This window comes from Pseudolactococcus chungangensis CAU 28 = DSM 22330, from assembly GCF_002441885.1.
Lineage (GTDB): Bacteria > Bacillota > Bacilli > Lactobacillales > Streptococcaceae > Pseudolactococcus > Pseudolactococcus chungangensis.
In genome coordinates this window covers 1-15,233 of record NZ_JXJT01000008.1, presented here as the reverse complement: position 1 = coordinate 15,233, position 15,233 = coordinate 1, and the positions used below count along the sequence as shown (strand labels likewise).

Genomic DNA, 15,233 nt, shown 5'->3' with positions numbered 1-15,233 from the left:
TGTAGAAAGGAAACATTATGTCTACAAATATCACAGAAGTTGTGTTGGCACATCTTGAAGGTCTCTTACCTGAGCCCTTTGAGTTGGTGGATGTCGAATGGTCAAAAATGGGTGCAGATTATGTTTTATCAGTACTTGTTGATAAACCAGAAGGGATTACATTGCAAGACACAGCTGACTTATCAGAAATCATCAGTCCAGAATTGGACAAAATTTCACCGGATCCTTTTCCATCGGAGTATATGCTTGAGGTAGCTAGTCCAGGTGCTGAGCGTCCGCTTAAAAAATCAGCTGATTTTGAAAAGCATATTGGTGCTTACGTTTTTGTCAAACTCTATCAAAAAGTAGCAGGAGAAAAAGAATTTGTTGGTGATTTAGTTGCTTTTGACAGCAATCTTATCACCTTGAATTATCTTGACAAAACACGTCAGAAAACTGTTGAGCTTGAGCTATCAAATATTGCTAAAGCTCGGACGCAAGTAAAATTATAAACAATAGAAGCATTTAAAATAAAAAAGAAAGTTGGAGACACATGAGCAAGGAAATGCAAGCTGCATTCACCCTTTTGGAGGAAGAAAAAGGCATCTCGCCTGAAGTTGTTATTGGTGCCATTGCGGAAGCTTTAACAGCAGCTTACAAAAAACAATACAATCAATCACAAAATGTGACGATTGAGTACAATGATGCGAAGGGTGACTTTATCGTCTACTCAACACGTGAAGTTGTAGATGAAGTTTTTGATAGTCGTCTAGAAATGAGCCTTGAGGATGCCCTCGCGCTCAATTCACATTACCAAATTGGTGATAAAATCCGTTTTGAAGAAAAACCGAAAGATTTTGCCCGGACAGCGGCTAATGCAGCCAAACAAGTCATTATGAATAAAATGCGTGAAGAGTCACACACCATCATCTATAATGAATTTAAACGTTACGAAAATGAAATCATTCAGGGAACCGTTGAGCGTGTTGACGATCGTGCTATCTTTATCAATCTTGGTAAAGTTGATAGTATGCTTGGTAAACGTGATCAAATCCCTGGTGAACGTTACCAGATTGGTGATAAAATAAAAGTTTACGTTTCTGCTGTTGAACAGTCGAAAAAAGGCCCTATTGTTTATGTCAGCCGGACACATCCTGATTTGCTTAAACGCATGTTTGAAAAAGAAATTCCTGAAGTTTACGATGGTACTGTTGAAATTGTCAGCATTGCCCGTGAAGCAGGCGATCGTGCGAAAGTCATCGTTAAATCTAATGATGCCAATGTAGATGCTATCGGCACAATCGTAGGTCCACGTGGTTCACGCATTCGGACGCTGGTTGATGAATTGCATGGTGAAAACATGGATATCATTGAATGGCATGATGACCGTGCGACATTGATTAAAAATGCCTTGAAACCGGCACAAGTTACAGATGTCATTATCAACGAAGAAACAGGTGAAACTGTTGTTGTCGTACCAGATGATCAATTATCGTTGGCTATTGGTAAACGTGGACAAAACGTCCGTTTGGCGGCTCACGTTACCAATAATAAAATCGACATTAAGTCTCAAACAAAGTTTGATCAAGAAGCTGCAGAAGTTGTTTCTGAAGAAGTTGAAGCAGATTTTGCTGACGAAGTGCTTGACTAAAATTTTGAACCATGAGAGCCTTTGAGCGGATAGAGTTCGCGAATGGCCCCGTTTGGCCGTAGCGTAAGTGCAGGTCAAGTTTCAAGATTTCCGAAGTGAAATCTTAGAAAGGAGTGATTAACGATGGTGAAAACCAAAAAAATTCCTTTACGAAAATCCGTTGTCTCAAACGAGCAATTTCCAAAAAAAGAATTGCTACGAATCGTCTATAATAAAGCTGGCGAAATCAGTATCGACCCAACAGGGAAAGCAGCTGGGCGCGGTGCTTATATCGCCATTAAAAACGATGAAGCAAAACAAGCCAAGCAAAAACGGATATTCGATCGTGTGTTTCAGACGGAAATTGCGGATCGTTTTTATGACGAGTTAATCGTTTACGTTGATCATCAGGTCGAACGTAAAAAATTAGCAACGGTGACCTACTCAATAGACGAGGCACCAGAAATTTAAGGCTAAAATATGACTGAAATAACAGATTTCAATAAAACAAAATTGGCAAATTCCCTAGGAATGGCCAAGAAAGCTGGTAAGATTGCGACAGGTGAAGAACTTGTCATTAAATCTATCCAGTCAGACCGTGCAAGATTAGTATTTGTTGCCCATGATGGCGCACCTAATCTTGTCAAACGTATCACTGATAAAACAACCTATTATGAAATTCCCATGCTAGACATCTTTTCTGCGGCCGAACTTTCTCACGCTATTGGTAGCGACCGGAAAGTCATCGCTGTTCAAGATAAAGGATTTGCCAAGAAAATGGAGAGTCTTATGAAATAAGAATAAAAAGGTGATAATGAGCGTTTAGCGCCATATGAAAATAGAAATCACAAAGTTCGGCGCTTGCGCGGGTTCTGGGATTTATCTTTTTCACTAGGGCTTGCTCATTGTGAACCTGATTAAGAAGGAGGACATCAACATGTCTGAAAAAAAACGAATTAACCAAATTGCTAAAGAGAGCGGCTTGACCAATAAAGAACTTGTCGACCACGCACAAAAAATCGGTTTACCCGTTAAATCGCATAGCTCAAGCATTGATGCTGAACAAGCGAAACAATTATTGAGCTCTTTCAAAGCTACGGGTACTGGTAATGATAGCAAGCAAGAAAAAACTGCCAAAGCTACGCCAAAAGTAACAGAAGAACCAAAGTCTCAGAATCGTGTGATTGTGGCTGGTGGTAAAAAAGTGGTATCTGAAACAGAAACAGGCAACCGTCCGATTGTTGTTGGTGGCAAAAAAGTCTTGTCAGATGAAGAAGTGTCAAGTGGCCGTGTTATCTCAGTAGGTGGCAAAACAGTTGCACCAATACAAACGTCAAAAGCTGAGACTAAACAAGCTGCACCTGCAAAACAGGACAACGTAGCCAACAAGTCATCACAACCTGTTGCAGACAAACAAGCTGAAAATAAAGCTGACAGCAAATCAGAAAAGAAAGTAGATAGCAAAGTAGAAACGAAAACAAAAGCGGAAACACCTAAGAAACCTGAACGTCCAGCCAATGGTGGGATTAAAGTCATTAAGCGTGCAGAAGATATTAAGCCTAAAAATGGTGGCATCAAAGTTATCCAACGTGCTGCTGATGTTGCGCCAGCAAGTCAAGGTAATGCAAATGCTAACCGCAATAAAAATAAGAAAAATCGCAATAATGGCAATAACGCCCAAGGTCAAGGCCAAAGTAACCAAGGTGGTGGGAATCGTCAAGGTGGACCATTGCGCGTGAATGATAACCGTAATCAAGTTCGGAATGCGCGTAATTCTAACTGGAATAGTAACAAGAAGAAAAAAGGCAAACGTGGAGGTCAACAAGTTGCACCACAACCAGTGGTACAACGTAAATTCCATGAGCTCCCTGAGAGTCTTGTTTATACTGAGGGTATGACAATTGCAGATTTGGCAAAACGTTTGAAACGTGAGCCAGCTGAGCTTGTAAAAAAACTGTTCATGATGGGGATCATGACGACACAAAACCAATCTTTGGATAGTGATACGATTGAACTTTTGCTTTTGGACTATGGTGTGACACCTGAGAAAAAAGTCGAAGAAGATAAGACAGATATCGAACGTCTCTTCATCGAAGATGGTTACCTCAATGAAGATAAACTTGTTGAGCGTCCACCAGTTGTGACAATCATGGGTCACGTTGACCATGGTAAAACAACCTTGCTTGACACACTTCGTAATTCGCGCGTGACAAGTGGTGAAGCGGGTGGTATCACACAGCATATTGGTGCCTATCAAATCGAAGAAAGTGGTAAAAAAATCACGTTTTTGGATACACCAGGACATGAGGCCTTCACAAGCATGCGTGCGCGTGGTGCGTCTGTCACAGATATCACGATTCTTGTTGTGGCGGCTGATGATGGTGTGATGCCACAAACAGTTGAAGCGATTAACCACTCTAAAGCAGCCGGTGTGCCAATCATCGTAGCGATTAACAAAATTGATAAACCAGGTGCTAACCCACAACGCGTGATTCAAGAGCTTTCTGAATATGGTGTCATGAGTCAAGCCTGGGGTGGCGAATCTGAATTCGTTGAGATTTCAGCCAAATTTAACACAAATATCGATGACTTGCTAGAAACTGTTCTCTTGGTTGCAGAAATCCAAGAACTCAAAGCGGACCCAACGGTTAAAGCAATTGGTACAGTTGTTGAGGCGCGTCTTGATAAAGGGAAAGGTGCTATTGCAACTCTGCTTGTCCAACAAGGTACTTTGCATCAGCAAGACCCTATCGTGGTTGGTAATACTTTCGGACGTGTCCGTGCTATGGTTAATGACTTGGGTCGTCGTGAAAAAACTGCAGGTCCTTCAAGTCCAGTTGAAATCACTGGTTTGAACGATGTGCCACAAGCGGGTGACCATTTTGCCGTCTTTGAAGACGAAAAAACAGCTCGCTCAGTTGGTGAAGAACGTGCCAAACGTGCTCTCTTGAACCAACGTAACAACACGCACCGTGTTAGCCTTGAAAACCTCTTTGATACCCTTAAAGAAGGTCAAATCAAGTCTGTTAACGTGATTATCAAAGCAGATGTACAAGGTTCTGCAGAAGCTTTAGCAGCATCACTCCAAAAAATTGAAGTTGAAGGCGTTAAAGTTGATATCGTTCACAGTGCTGTTGGTGCCATTAATGAGTCAGACGTTTCACTTGCTGAAGCAGCTAATGCTGTCATTATTGGTTTCAATGTTCGCCCTACACCACTTGCGCGCGTACAAGCTGAAACTGATGAAGTTGAAATTCGTCTGCACAGCATCATCTATAAAGTGATTGAAGAAGTTGAGACTGCCATGAAAGGGATGCTTGACCCTGAATTTGAAGAAAAAGTCATTGGTGAAGCAGTCGTACGTGATACTTTTACCGTTTCAAAAGTTGGTACGATTGCCGGATTTATGGTCTTATCAGGTTCAGTTAAACGTGATGCAAGTGTCCGTGTCATTCGTGATGGTATTGTCATCGCAGACGGTAACTTGTCATCTCTGAAACATTTTAAAGACGATGTCAAAGAAGTCAGAAAAGGTAATGAAGGTGGTCTTATGATTGATGGCTACAACGATATTGCTATTGATGACACCTTTGAAGTTTATGAAATGGTTGAGATTAAACGTTAATCAAACGGTCGAGCTATCTTGAAATTTATAAGCGTAATTAAAAATGCTTGCAGGAGCAAGCATTTTTTGATAGAATGACCTCGGTTGGATGAAATGCCAACATAGGTTAAGTTTCAAGATGTCTTGAAATGAAAATGCAGAAGGGAAAGAGATATGTCTAATACACATCGTAGTGACCGTGTTGCGGTTGAATTGATGCGTGAAATTAATGATATTTTACGTCTAAAAATTCGCGACCCTCGTGTCCAAGAAGTCAACATTTCTGATGTTCAAATCACAGGTGATTTGAGTCAGGCGACAGTTTATTATAGCCTTTTGTCTGATCTAGCATCAGATAATGAAAAAGCTAAAATTGGTCTTAAAAAAGCAACTGGCGCGATTAAAAGTGAGTTGGCTAAACGTATGACACTTTATAAAATCCCAGATTTGATTTTTGCTAAAGATGAATCTGTTGCCTATGGTGGCAAAATTGATGAATTATTACGCAATTTGAATCAGGATTAAATCATTAAAAAAACGAACGATTATTTAATAATCGTTCGTTTTTCTGTTGTCACCCGTAAAGTTTGATGCGCTTTAAGTTGATGGATTTCACCATCAATTTGCACAGGCTGGTCACTTGTAATCTCTAATGTAAAGGAGTTATTTACCATATGGTGAACGTGTTGATTAGCTAAATGTTTGGCTTTCAGCACTTTAGGAATCAAAGCAAAAATACCTAGAAGATGAATGCGATCAACTTCAACTAAATGAATATCAGTATCCATGAGACTAGCATTTGGTGCTAGTGGTACACCACCACCAAAAAAAGGATGCTTGGTTAAAGTAAAAAGAAATGTCTTAGTAAATGTCACACCATTGACAGTTACTTGGAACGGTTTCTTGGCGAAAATAATTTTTAAAGCCGTCGTTAGATAGGCCAGTTGTCCTAGTTTCAAAGTGTTTAAGAAACCTTTGGTTAGACTTTGATTTGCGGCATCGACAATCGCCGCATCAAGCCCTATCCCGAAATTATTTGTCGCAATACCTGATAATGTTTCAGATTCATATTTCAAGACATAAATCGTTTGGGGTGTCGCCTTGTGAATATGATCAAATGTTGCAATCGTATCTTGCAACGACACCTCAAGTCCTCTGGCAAAATCATTACCAGAACCAGCGGGGATATAAGAAAAGGCTTGTTCTGCTGGTAAGGCATTGACAGCTAGGGAAATTGTGCCATCACCACCGATAATGATGATGCGGTCGTCGGTATTTTTTTGCGCTAAGATAGTCATCATCAACCGATGTTCATCAAACGGCTGATGCGTATTAAATAGATAATAAGTAATTTTTTCTTGTGTTAAATAAGCAGTCAGTTTATCAGTTACCTGCTGTCCATGCCCATGGCCTGAATGGGGATTTGCTAAAATGTAATAATCCATACCTATTATTTTACCAAAAAAATAGCGGAGGTGTTGAGAAAGGGTTAGAAATTAGGTATAATAAAAGTTAGAATAGTCTAATAATTAGGACTGAAGCAGTCCATATCAATAATCGTAGTAAACCGTACCCAACGGTTTTTAATTTAGAAAGTCCCCTATGAAAGAAAATACGCGTCGCTTAATTGATTATTCCCTACCTGCTGTGTTTGAAAATGTTTTACAGACTAGCGTCGGATTTATAGATAGCGTCTTAATCGCTAAAATATCACTGGTAGCCGTCTCTGCGGTCAGCCTTGTCAATGGGGTCATGGCTGTCTATCAAGCGGTTTTTATCGCCTTAGCCGTTGCTGTCGCAACCGTCGTATCCAATGCTGCAGGCGCCAGAGCAACGAAAGAAGTTTCTGAAAACGTTAGGCAATCTATCGCACTGTCTTTGGTTATTGGCGTCATTTTATCAATTTTATCCTTAGTTTTAGCTCAGCCGATTTTACGGGCAATGGGGGCAAGCGGTGAAATTTTACAGCAAGGGATTGTTTTTTTTCGCGTCATAGCTGGCACAAGTGTCCTCATCGTTTTGATGACTGTGTTAGGTCAGTTGATTCGGACAGCAGGTCAACCGAGAACGCCTTTAACCATCAATTTAATCGTGAATATCTTAAATTTTTGTCTGGATGTTGTGCTTATTTTTGGTTTATTTGGTTTGCCAAGACTTGGTATTCTGGGGGCTGGGATTGGCACAGCACTTTCCAGATTAATTGGTGTGTGTTTACTCTTTCATAAATTACAAAAAACTTCACATCGTTTGAACGGCCCTGTGATTAACTTGAAATATCAGCTTTTCAAAACTGAAATCGTAAAAAGAGCACTACCAATTATGGGAGAGCGACTCATGATGCGACTTGGGGATATTGTAATTTTTGTTATCATTATTGCCTATGGCAGTAAAGTTTTTGCTGGTAATGCCATTGGTGAGACAATAACAGCTTATAATTATCTTCCTGCATTTGGTTTTGCAACAGGAGCAAGTATTTTAATTGCGCGAGCCTACGGTGCAAAAGATAGGTTAGAAATACGGACACTAACCCAAAAATCCTTTTTTATGACAGCGATTATCAGCACTATTGTTGGTGGCATGATTTTTACTTTTTCAAGTTTTATTTTGAATTTCTTCACCAGTGATGCGGTAGCTGTTTCAGCGGCACATGTTGTTATTTTAATTTCATTTGTTAGCGAACCGATAGTTGCTGGTGTCATTATATATACAGCTGCCCTTCAAGCTATGGGTGATGCCAAAACACCTTTTTATGCCACGGTGTTTGGTATGTGGATAATTCGAATAAGCCTTGCTTGGATTTTAGGAACAGCATTTGGTATGGGAATTTGGGGCGTATGGATTGCCACGGTTTTAGATAATATTTTCCGATTAATTGTGTTAAAATTAGTGTATGAATGTCGAATCAAAAATCAAATCATTAACCGAACAACTTAATCAATATGCACATGCCTACTATACATTAGATAATCCAGTCGTTGAAGATGCAGAATATGACCGTCTCTACCGCGAACTTGTCACGTTAGAAGCTGAAAATCCAAACCTTGTACGAGCAGATTCACCAACGCATCGAACCGGAGACGTCGTGTTATCAGGCTTTAAAAAGTATACCCACGACTACCAGCTCTACAGTTTACAAGACGCATTTTCAAAAGAAGAACTTGAAGCCTTTGATACCCGCGTGCGCAAAGAAATAACAGAGCCTGAATATATTTGTGAACTTAAAATTGACGGTTTATCTTTGTCTCTTGTTTATGCTAATGGCGTGCTGGTGACAGCGGCTACACGTGGTGATGGCAGCGTCGGAGAGGATATTACAGAGCAGGTCAAACGAATCAAAGATGTCCCTCTAGTCTTGAGCGAACCTATTGACATTGTGGTTCGAGGCGAAGCCTATTTACCCCGTCGTAATTTTCAAAAGCTAAATTTAGAGCGTGAAGAAGAAGGATTGCCGTCATTTGCCAATCCGCGTAATGCTGCCGCAGGTACCTTACGACAGCTCAACACGAAAGTCGTTGCTAGGCGTGGCCTTGCAACGTTTCTCTACCAAGAAGCAAGTCCAGCGACTAATGACACGCAAGAAGAAGTCCTAGAGTATCTAGAAAAACTAGGTCTTGTTGTTAATGAGCAGCGAGCTTTTGCGACCAATATAAGTGAAATTTGGGCGTTTATCGAAAAGGTTGCAACTCAACGTGATTCACTTGCCTACGATATAGATGGTGTTGTCATTAAAGTGAATCAATTAGCCCAACAAGATGCATTAGGTTTCACCGTGAAATTTCCAAAATGGGCGATTGCCTACAAATTTCCAGCTGAATTGGCAGAAACTGAAATTTTAAGTGTTGATTGGACTGTTGGTAGAACAGGTGTTGTCACACCGACTGCTAATATGACACCAGTGTTATTAGCTCAGACGACTGTTGCAAGAGCAACCTTGCACAATGTTGATTACATCAAAGAAAAGGATATCCGATTAGGCGATAAAGTTGTGATTTACAAGGCTGGAGACATCATCCCTGCTGTTCAGCGCGTTCTTTTGGACAAAAGAACTTCTGTTTCTGTTGCATTAAATATTCCAAAACATTGCCCAGAATGTGGGTCGGATTTACTTCATTTTGAAGATGAAGTTGCTTTGCGCTGTGTTAATCCGCTATGTCCTGCTCAAATTAGAGAGAAATTAATCCATTTTGCCAGTCGTGGTGCTATGAATATCATGGGTCTTGGAAATGCTGTGGTAACGCAACTTTTTGACAAAAAAATCATTACTGATGTCGCTGATTTGTATCAACTTACTATAGATGACCTTCTAAAACTAGATAAAGTGAAAGAAAAATCAGCTAAGAAGCTGTATCAAGCCATTCAATCTTCTAAAGAAAATTCAGTTGAAAAATTGATTTTTGGTCTAGGTATCCGTCATGTTGGTTCAAAAGCAGCAAAAATAATTGCTGAGAATTTGTCTAATTTGGATAGTATTTCGACTGCAACAGCCGAGACATTATCAGCAATTCCAACGATTGGCACGGTATTGGCTGAAAGTTTAACTAAATATTTTGCACTAGATGGTACAAAAAAACTTCTAGCGGAATTAAAAGCTGTGGGCATTAATTTTGATTACTTAGGACCAGTTAAGCGAGATGATGCACCTTTATCAGGTAAGACAGTTGTCTTAACGGGAAAATTATCGCAATTAACACGAACTGAGGCCAAAGAAAAATTGGAGAATCTTGGCGCAAATGTCAGTGGCAGTGTCTCCAAGAAAACAGATATTGTTGTTGCCGGTAGCGACGCGGGTAGCAAGTTGACAAAGGCACAGGACCTCGGCATTGAGATCTGGACGGAAGAGGAGTTAATCAAATTATGAGAACGAGACTAATCTACAACCCAACCTCTGGACAAGAGACGATGAAAAAAAATATCGCTGAAATTTTAGATGTCCTAGAAAATTTTGGTCATGAAACGTCTGCTTTTGCGACGACTGCTGAAAAACACTCTGCAAAAAATGAAGCACGACGTGCGGCAGAGGCAGGATTTGAATTGATTATTGCAGCAGGTGGAGATGGGACAATTAATGAAGTGGTTAATGGAATTGCACCATTGGGAATTCGGCCTAAATTAGCGATTATTCCGGCAGGAACAACTAACGATTTTGCGCGTGCCTTAAAAATTCCTCGTAATAATCCAGTTGCAGCAGCAAGAATTATCGGTAAGGCGCAAACCTTAAATATGGACGTTGGCTGTGCGGGAGATGATAACTATTTCATCAATATCGCTGCAGGGGGCTCTTTAACTGAATTGACTTATAGTGTCCCATCTCAGCTTAAAACAGCTTTTGGTTATTTAGCTTATCTAGCTAAAGGTGCAGAGTTGTTACCTCGTGTTAAGGCAGTCCCTCTTAAAATTACACATGATGAAGGTGTATTTGAGGGTGAAATTTCCATGTTTTTTGCTGCCTTGACTAATTCAGTCGGTGGTTTCGAACAAATCGCTCCTGATGCCCAACTTGATGATGGTTTATTTACACTCATTTTAGTTAAAACAGCTAACTTATTTGAAATGATTCGGCTAATTGGTTTAGTGCTCAATGGTGGTAAACACATTGATGATAAAAAAATAGAGTATATCAAAACAAGTCAAATCAAAATTGAACCCCAGTCGAGTGACCGAATGATGATTAATCTTGATGGTGAATATGGTGGCGATGCACCAATTACACTAACTAATTTTAAAAATCACATTGAAATGTTTGCGAATTTGGATGAAATTAGTAATGAGAATTACTCAGGTGATGAAGAAGATTTAGAGCTTGAAGCAGTCGTTAGCAAGTTTTCGGAAGAAGCTGAAAAGACGCGTGAACTTGAATCCTGATGTGGCAACACGTGCGCGGGTTCAAATCCTCTCCTGTTAGTTTGTTAAATAAATTTTGGAGGAAACGTTAAGTGAATGAAGTAGATTGCGACGCTTTTAGCAAAGAAGATTTGATACAACTTGCAAAGCATCAACGGAATGAAATGATTAAATTAGAAGCGATTAATCATCACTACATGAAGCATCTTGAACGTGTCATTGAACATAGCTCTGTAGAAAGATATCGAGAAACTGTAAAGGGTAATAATAAATAATAGTCATAGCATAAGCTGTGGTTTTTTTTGTGGTAAGGGTTTGGGATATATGGATAATATGGCAGATACCAAAATAGCAGAACGGTTTTCGAATGAAACGAACGATAGACAAGAGACCACAGATAAATTACTTTCTATAATGTTTGGGGAATCTGCTGTCGAAGAACTTAGGAAATATGAAGATGATATATATGTGACTAATAGATTTATCAATACCGAGTTTAGGGATTATGAGTTTGGTATAGCTGAAAATGACGAAGATATAGAAGCATTTCATAAAAAGTTTTGGCGATGTGGAGTAGTCAAGATGAAGCGCGAAGTGTTGCAAGCATTGTTAGATGGTAAGGCTATTCTGTTTGATGATGGAGAGTTTAGCACGGCTATTATATTGGATGATGAATTAAAGGATATGGATATGATGAAGAACTAAATTTAATATTTTCATATCGTTGACTATCCGAAAAACATGATACAGTTTCAGAAATAGCTGCTAAGTGTAACATAACTGAACGTCAATACTTTAGGAAACGCACGGCGATTCTAGAAAAATATGACGAAATAAGTGATGGTTTTTGGTAAATTTTGAATTTTGTCAGCTTTTGAGCAAAAACTGACAAGAAAAACGTGTTATAGGAGTATCATGGAATTCAAAAGAAAAGCAATTAGTGGTTTGAGCACTGGTTGCTTTTATATTATTGGTTTATTTTTGACTTATTTAGTTTTATAATAGAGTTATAGAGTGGGGGTGCCAATATGAGAAAAGAATACAAGAACATCCTTGTCGCAGTAGATGGATCAGAACACGCTTATAATGCCGTTTCTGAAGCAGTTGAAATCACGAAGAGAAATAAAGCAAAACTTCAAGTTTTGACTGTTAAAGAGACCAGCAGATACTATAATGCCTTTGATAGATCTGTATTTGAGGTTACTTCGAAGGAAAGACCAGCTACAGATATTCCCAAAAGGGTATCGGAAATAGTAGATGAACAAGTCGAATATGAAGAAATAAATCTTTATGACAACAATGCAAAGAGACAAATTGTTCAATATGCGAAAGAAAATAAGATTGATCTTATTGTGATAGGGTCGAGTGGTACTAGTAAGACAGATGAACTTTATGCACATTCAATCACTAAATATGTTGTTAATCATGCACCGTGTAATGTTATGGTTGTAAAATAGAAAATTGAAAGTCTTGATAAAAATCAGGGCTTTTTTGTATAGATTGGAGGTGAACAACATGACAATGACTGAAAAACAAAAGAAATTCTGTGATTATTTCATAGAAACAGGGAATGCGACTAAGGCTGCTATCTTTGCTGGGTATAGTGAAAAGACTGCCAAACAGATAGGTCAGCAGAACTTGACAAAACTTGACCTTAAAGCCTATATTGATGAACGTTTGAAGCAACTCGAAGAAGAACGAATTGCAGACGCTGATGAAGTGATGCAATTTCTCACTTCTGTCATGCGAGGAGAGGTTACAGAACCAGTAGCAATCTTAGACGGTGATGGTAAACAAAAAGTCATCAATCTACAACCGAACGTAGCAACAAGAAAATCTGCTGCAGTTGACCTTGGCAAACGTTATGCGTTGTTCACTGACAAGACTGAGATGACTGTAACTGAGGTACCAGTGTTCGTTGACGATATAGGTGATCCTGATGGCTAAAAAAATATCTGAGCTATTTCCTCAAGCCTTTCACTCAACTTGGCGTGCAGCATTAAATTCAAGTATCCTAAATATTGTTGAAAAAGGTGGTCGTGGATCAGGGAAGTCATCTGATATTGCACCTATCATCACTCAGTTGCTAATGCGCTATGCAGTTAACGCAGTTGGTATCCGCTATGTTGATAACACACTAGAGCAATCTATCTATGAGCAAATGAAGTGGGCTATTGAAGAGCAAGGTGTGACACACTTGTTTAAATTTAATAAATCCCCTTTACGTATCACATACAAGCCACGTGGCAATTACATGATATTCCGAGGGGCGCAGAACCCTGAGCGAATCAAGTCATTAAAAGACAGCAAATTTCCTTTCACGATCGGATGGATTGAGGAATTGGCAGAGTTTAAAACTGAAGAGGAAGTAACGACTATCACTAGCTCACTATTACGTGGGGAATTAGCTGATGGTCTTTTTTATAAGTTTTTTTACTCATACAACCCACCAAAGCGCAAACAATCATGGGTTAATAAGAAATATGAATCATCATTTCAACCAGCAAATACTTTCGTTCATCATTCAACTTATCACGACAATCCATTTATTTCTAAAGAGTTCATAGAAGAGGCTGAGGCGACAAAGGCTAGGAGTGAACGGCGTTATGATTGGGAGTACTTAGGAAAGGCAATTGGGTCTGGTGTTGTGCCATTTGACAATTTACAAGTCGTGCCTGGGTCAATCACAAACGAGATGGTTGATAACTTTGACAACATTCGTGAGGCAGTCGACTTTGGTTATGCTACTGACCCACTAGCACACGTAAGATGGCAATATGACAAGAAAAAGAATGGGATATATGCAATTGACGAGCATTACGGTCAAAAGATTAGTAACCGAGAATATGCTAAATGGTTGCATACCAAAGGCTATGCGAGTGATGTCATATTTGCCGATTCTGCAGAACCTAAATCAATTGCTGAGCTGAAGAATGAACATGATGTACCTCACATTAAAGGCGTCAAAAAAGGTCCTGACTCGGTAGAATATGGCGAACAGTGGCTTGATGATCTAGATTTCATTTGTATAGATCCACTCAGGACACCTAAGATTGCTTGGGAGTTTGAAAACATAACTTGATTTATGCTGGCAAAATTTTGAAATTTTTATTATCATGATTTTAAGGACTCTGCAGGAGGGAAGTAAAAATGGCAGAAAACAAACGTCTAAGAAAATCAACAATTTATAAAATAGTTTTAACTTTATTGGCCCTATCCATATTTATTGCAGCTTTTTTGTTTTCCAATCAGGAATGGATAATTAATACACTTTCAATTATATTTTTAATTTTATTGTGGTTCCCTACAAAATCGGATTAAGTGTAAAACTCCCACGATCATATTGATCATGGGAGTTTTTTGGGTAAAAGGAACCATTTGAATATTTGATGCTTTTCTTACATAATATGATGAAAACTTTTTAAAAGAATAATTTATTAATCACACGGTCCTTCAAACCTGCGGTTTTCAAAATTATTAAAATTTCGGCCCATATCATATCTGTCAAAGTTTCTATTCATATTAGTTCCATAAAAACTGTTGTTGTGGTGTACCATATTACTTATAAGAAAAGTTGAAAAAACACCTACTACAAAAAAACTGACAGAAAACAGGACTAACTTTGTATTAATATTTTTGTACCATTTCTGTTTATCTTGTTCAATAACATTTTTTGATGGACCATGTGGTTCTACATTTTTAGTATCTTCACTCATAATTGTGCCTCACTTTCTTTTTCTTTTTCTCTCTATATATATTTTAGAATAAGTTCCTTAATCGAAACTTAAACGATGAACTATACATGACATGCGAGAACGAGGTAAAATAAAGTTTATAGAAGAAGTATTAGAGGAAATAACATATGCATGATCACTATTTTAAAACAATAATACATCAAAAAACGAGGGGCACAGAAGGGGTATAGGTATCAAACTTTTGGTGGGCGAAAAGTTAGGGTCTGTTTCAGAGTCTGTTAGTAAAAACTTAAGATGATTTTATATGACTTAATTAATAATAGAAAGTGCGTAAAACTAGACTTCAGGGTTCATATTAATTTACCCAAAGTGTTTGAATCACTCCCGTGCTTTTCATATTGAGCAGGAGATTTGGTAAATTACATTTAAACATCCAGTATAATTGCTGAGTGTTTTATTCCTCACCAAAACCTCTTAATATATT

Annotated in this window: 16 protein-coding genes and 1 pseudogene; 15 read left to right on the top strand and 2 right to left on the bottom strand. The window is 38.8% G+C overall.

Annotated elements, in window-relative coordinates:
* Positions 1-17: 17 nt before the first annotated feature.
* From rimP to rbfA, 6 genes are all read left to right on the top strand, one after another.
* A complete protein-coding gene (gene rimP / locus RR45_RS04895; RefSeq protein ID WP_031366757.1) occupies positions 18-491 on the top strand; it encodes a ribosome maturation factor RimP in 474 nt (157 codons plus the stop codon).
* A 41-nt stretch (positions 492-532) separates the two neighbouring features.
* Positions 533-1,630, top strand: a complete 1,098-nt coding sequence (nusA, locus tag RR45_RS04890) for a transcription termination factor NusA (RefSeq protein WP_072353608.1) — start codon at positions 533-535, stop codon at positions 1,628-1,630.
* A 123-nt stretch (positions 1,631-1,753) separates the two neighbouring features.
* Positions 1,754-2,080 (top strand): RNase P modulator RnpM, encoded by a 327-nt coding sequence (rnpM, locus tag RR45_RS04885; protein WP_003138350.1) that lies wholly within the window; start codon positions 1,754-1,756, stop codon positions 2,078-2,080.
* A gap of 9 nt (positions 2,081-2,089) precedes the next feature.
* Positions 2,090-2,407: a YlxQ-related RNA-binding protein gene (locus RR45_RS04880; protein WP_031366759.1), complete on the top strand. Its 318-nt coding sequence runs from the start codon at positions 2,090-2,092 to the stop codon at positions 2,405-2,407.
* 139 nt (positions 2,408-2,546) lie between these two features.
* The gene (gene infB / locus RR45_RS04875) at positions 2,547-5,234 is read left to right on the top strand and encodes a translation initiation factor IF-2 (protein WP_031366760.1); all 2,688 of its coding nucleotides are present in this window, start codon (positions 2,547-2,549) and stop codon (positions 5,232-5,234) included.
* Positions 5,235-5,387: 153 nt separating this feature from the next.
* Positions 5,388-5,738 (top strand): 30S ribosome-binding factor RbfA, encoded by a 351-nt coding sequence (gene rbfA / locus RR45_RS04870; RefSeq protein ID WP_003138355.1) that lies wholly within the window; start codon positions 5,388-5,390, stop codon positions 5,736-5,738.
* A gap of 20 nt (positions 5,739-5,758) precedes the next feature.
* Here the strand turns inward: rbfA and RR45_RS04865 are convergent, their stop codons facing one another.
* Positions 5,759-6,658, bottom strand: coding sequence for a diacylglycerol/lipid kinase family protein (locus RR45_RS04865; RefSeq protein WP_031366761.1), 900 nt, complete (start codon positions 6,656-6,658; stop codon positions 5,759-5,761).
* Between the two features lie 157 nt (positions 6,659-6,815).
* Here RR45_RS04865 and RR45_RS04860 point away from each other — a divergent pair, with 157 nt between their 5' ends.
* The 9 genes and pseudogenes from RR45_RS04860 (at position 6,816) to RR45_RS11180 (ending at position 14,375) form a co-directional block, all read left to right on the top strand.
* On the top strand, positions 6,816-8,147 hold the full coding sequence (locus RR45_RS04860; RefSeq protein WP_031366762.1) for an MATE family efflux transporter: 1,332 nt from the start codon (positions 6,816-6,818) through the stop codon (positions 8,145-8,147).
* Complete coding sequence (ligA, locus tag RR45_RS04855; RefSeq protein ID WP_031366763.1) at positions 8,104-10,071, top strand: NAD-dependent DNA ligase LigA; 1,968 nt, start codon at positions 8,104-8,106, stop codon at positions 10,069-10,071. The genes RR45_RS04860 and ligA overlap by 44 nt, the downstream gene beginning before the upstream one ends.
* A complete protein-coding gene (locus tag RR45_RS04850) occupies positions 10,068-11,075 on the top strand; it encodes a diacylglycerol kinase (protein ID WP_031366764.1) in 1,008 nt (335 codons plus the stop codon). Before ligA ends, RR45_RS04850 begins: the two co-directional genes overlap by 4 nt.
* Positions 11,076-11,146: 71 nt before the next feature.
* Positions 11,147-11,329 carry a hypothetical protein gene (locus tag RR45_RS04845; protein WP_031366765.1) on the top strand — a complete coding sequence of 61 codons (183 nt, stop codon included), beginning with the start codon at positions 11,147-11,149 and terminating at the stop codon, positions 11,327-11,329.
* A gap of 58 nt (positions 11,330-11,387) precedes the next feature.
* Positions 11,388-11,759 (top strand): hypothetical protein, encoded by a 372-nt coding sequence (locus RR45_RS11185; protein WP_208601312.1) that lies wholly within the window; start codon positions 11,388-11,390, stop codon positions 11,757-11,759.
* A gap of 323 nt (positions 11,760-12,082) precedes the next feature.
* Positions 12,083-12,511 carry a universal stress protein gene (locus RR45_RS04835; RefSeq protein ID WP_031366767.1) on the top strand — a complete coding sequence of 143 codons (429 nt, stop codon included), beginning with the start codon at positions 12,083-12,085 and terminating at the stop codon, positions 12,509-12,511.
* A gap of 58 nt (positions 12,512-12,569) precedes the next feature.
* A complete protein-coding gene (locus tag RR45_RS04830) occupies positions 12,570-13,001 on the top strand; it encodes a terminase small subunit (RefSeq protein ID WP_031366768.1) in 432 nt (143 codons plus the stop codon).
* Positions 12,994-14,130, top strand: a pseudogene (locus RR45_RS04825) (PBSX family phage terminase large subunit); the annotation flags it as partial. The gene RR45_RS04830 and the pseudogene RR45_RS04825, both read left to right, overlap by 8 nt.
* Before the next feature lie 74 nt (positions 14,131-14,204).
* A complete protein-coding gene (locus tag RR45_RS11180; RefSeq protein ID WP_167362591.1) occupies positions 14,205-14,375 on the top strand; it encodes a hypothetical protein in 171 nt (56 codons plus the stop codon).
* Positions 14,376-14,491: 116 nt separating this feature from the next.
* Here the strand turns inward: RR45_RS11180 and RR45_RS04820 are convergent, their stop codons facing one another.
* A complete protein-coding gene (locus RR45_RS04820) occupies positions 14,492-14,770 on the bottom strand; it encodes a hypothetical protein (RefSeq protein ID WP_072353609.1) in 279 nt (92 codons plus the stop codon).
* Between the last annotated feature and the right edge of the window lie 463 nt (positions 14,771-15,233).

Bases quoted from the DNA above. Each gene is read 5' to 3' on its own strand.
- RR45_RS04865 (WP_031366761.1), bottom strand. From the start codon at position 6,658: ATGGATTATTACATTTTAGCAAATCCCCATTCAGGCCATGGGCATGGA.
- RR45_RS04835 (WP_031366767.1), top strand. From the start codon at position 12,083: ATGAGAAAAGAATACAAGAACATCCTTGTCGCAGTAGATGGATCAGAA.
- RR45_RS11185 (WP_208601312.1), top strand. From the start codon at position 11,388: ATGGCAGATACCAAAATAGCAGAACGGTTTTCGAATGAAACGAACGAT.
- rbfA (WP_003138355.1), top strand. From the start codon at position 5,388: ATGTCTAATACACATCGTAGTGACCGTGTTGCGGTTGAATTGATGCGT.
- nusA (WP_072353608.1), top strand. From the start codon at position 533: ATGAGCAAGGAAATGCAAGCTGCATTCACCCTTTTGGAGGAAGAAAAA.
- infB (WP_031366760.1), top strand. From the start codon at position 2,547: ATGTCTGAAAAAAAACGAATTAACCAAATTGCTAAAGAGAGCGGCTTG.
- ligA (WP_031366763.1), top strand. From the start codon at position 8,104: ATGAATGTCGAATCAAAAATCAAATCATTAACCGAACAACTTAATCAA.
- rimP (WP_031366757.1), top strand. From the start codon at position 18: ATGTCTACAAATATCACAGAAGTTGTGTTGGCACATCTTGAAGGTCTC.
- RR45_RS04880 (WP_031366759.1), top strand. From the start codon at position 2,090: ATGACTGAAATAACAGATTTCAATAAAACAAAATTGGCAAATTCCCTA.
- RR45_RS04860 (WP_031366762.1), top strand. From the start codon at position 6,816: ATGAAAGAAAATACGCGTCGCTTAATTGATTATTCCCTACCTGCTGTG.
- RR45_RS11180 (WP_167362591.1), top strand. From the start codon at position 14,205: ATGGCAGAAAACAAACGTCTAAGAAAATCAACAATTTATAAAATAGTT.
- RR45_RS04850 (WP_031366764.1), top strand. From the start codon at position 10,068: ATGAGAACGAGACTAATCTACAACCCAACCTCTGGACAAGAGACGATG.
- RR45_RS04830 (WP_031366768.1), top strand. From the start codon at position 12,570: ATGACAATGACTGAAAAACAAAAGAAATTCTGTGATTATTTCATAGAA.
- rnpM (WP_003138350.1), top strand. From the start codon at position 1,754: ATGGTGAAAACCAAAAAAATTCCTTTACGAAAATCCGTTGTCTCAAAC.
- RR45_RS04820 (WP_072353609.1), bottom strand. From the start codon at position 14,770: ATGAGTGAAGATACTAAAAATGTAGAACCACATGGTCCATCAAAAAAT.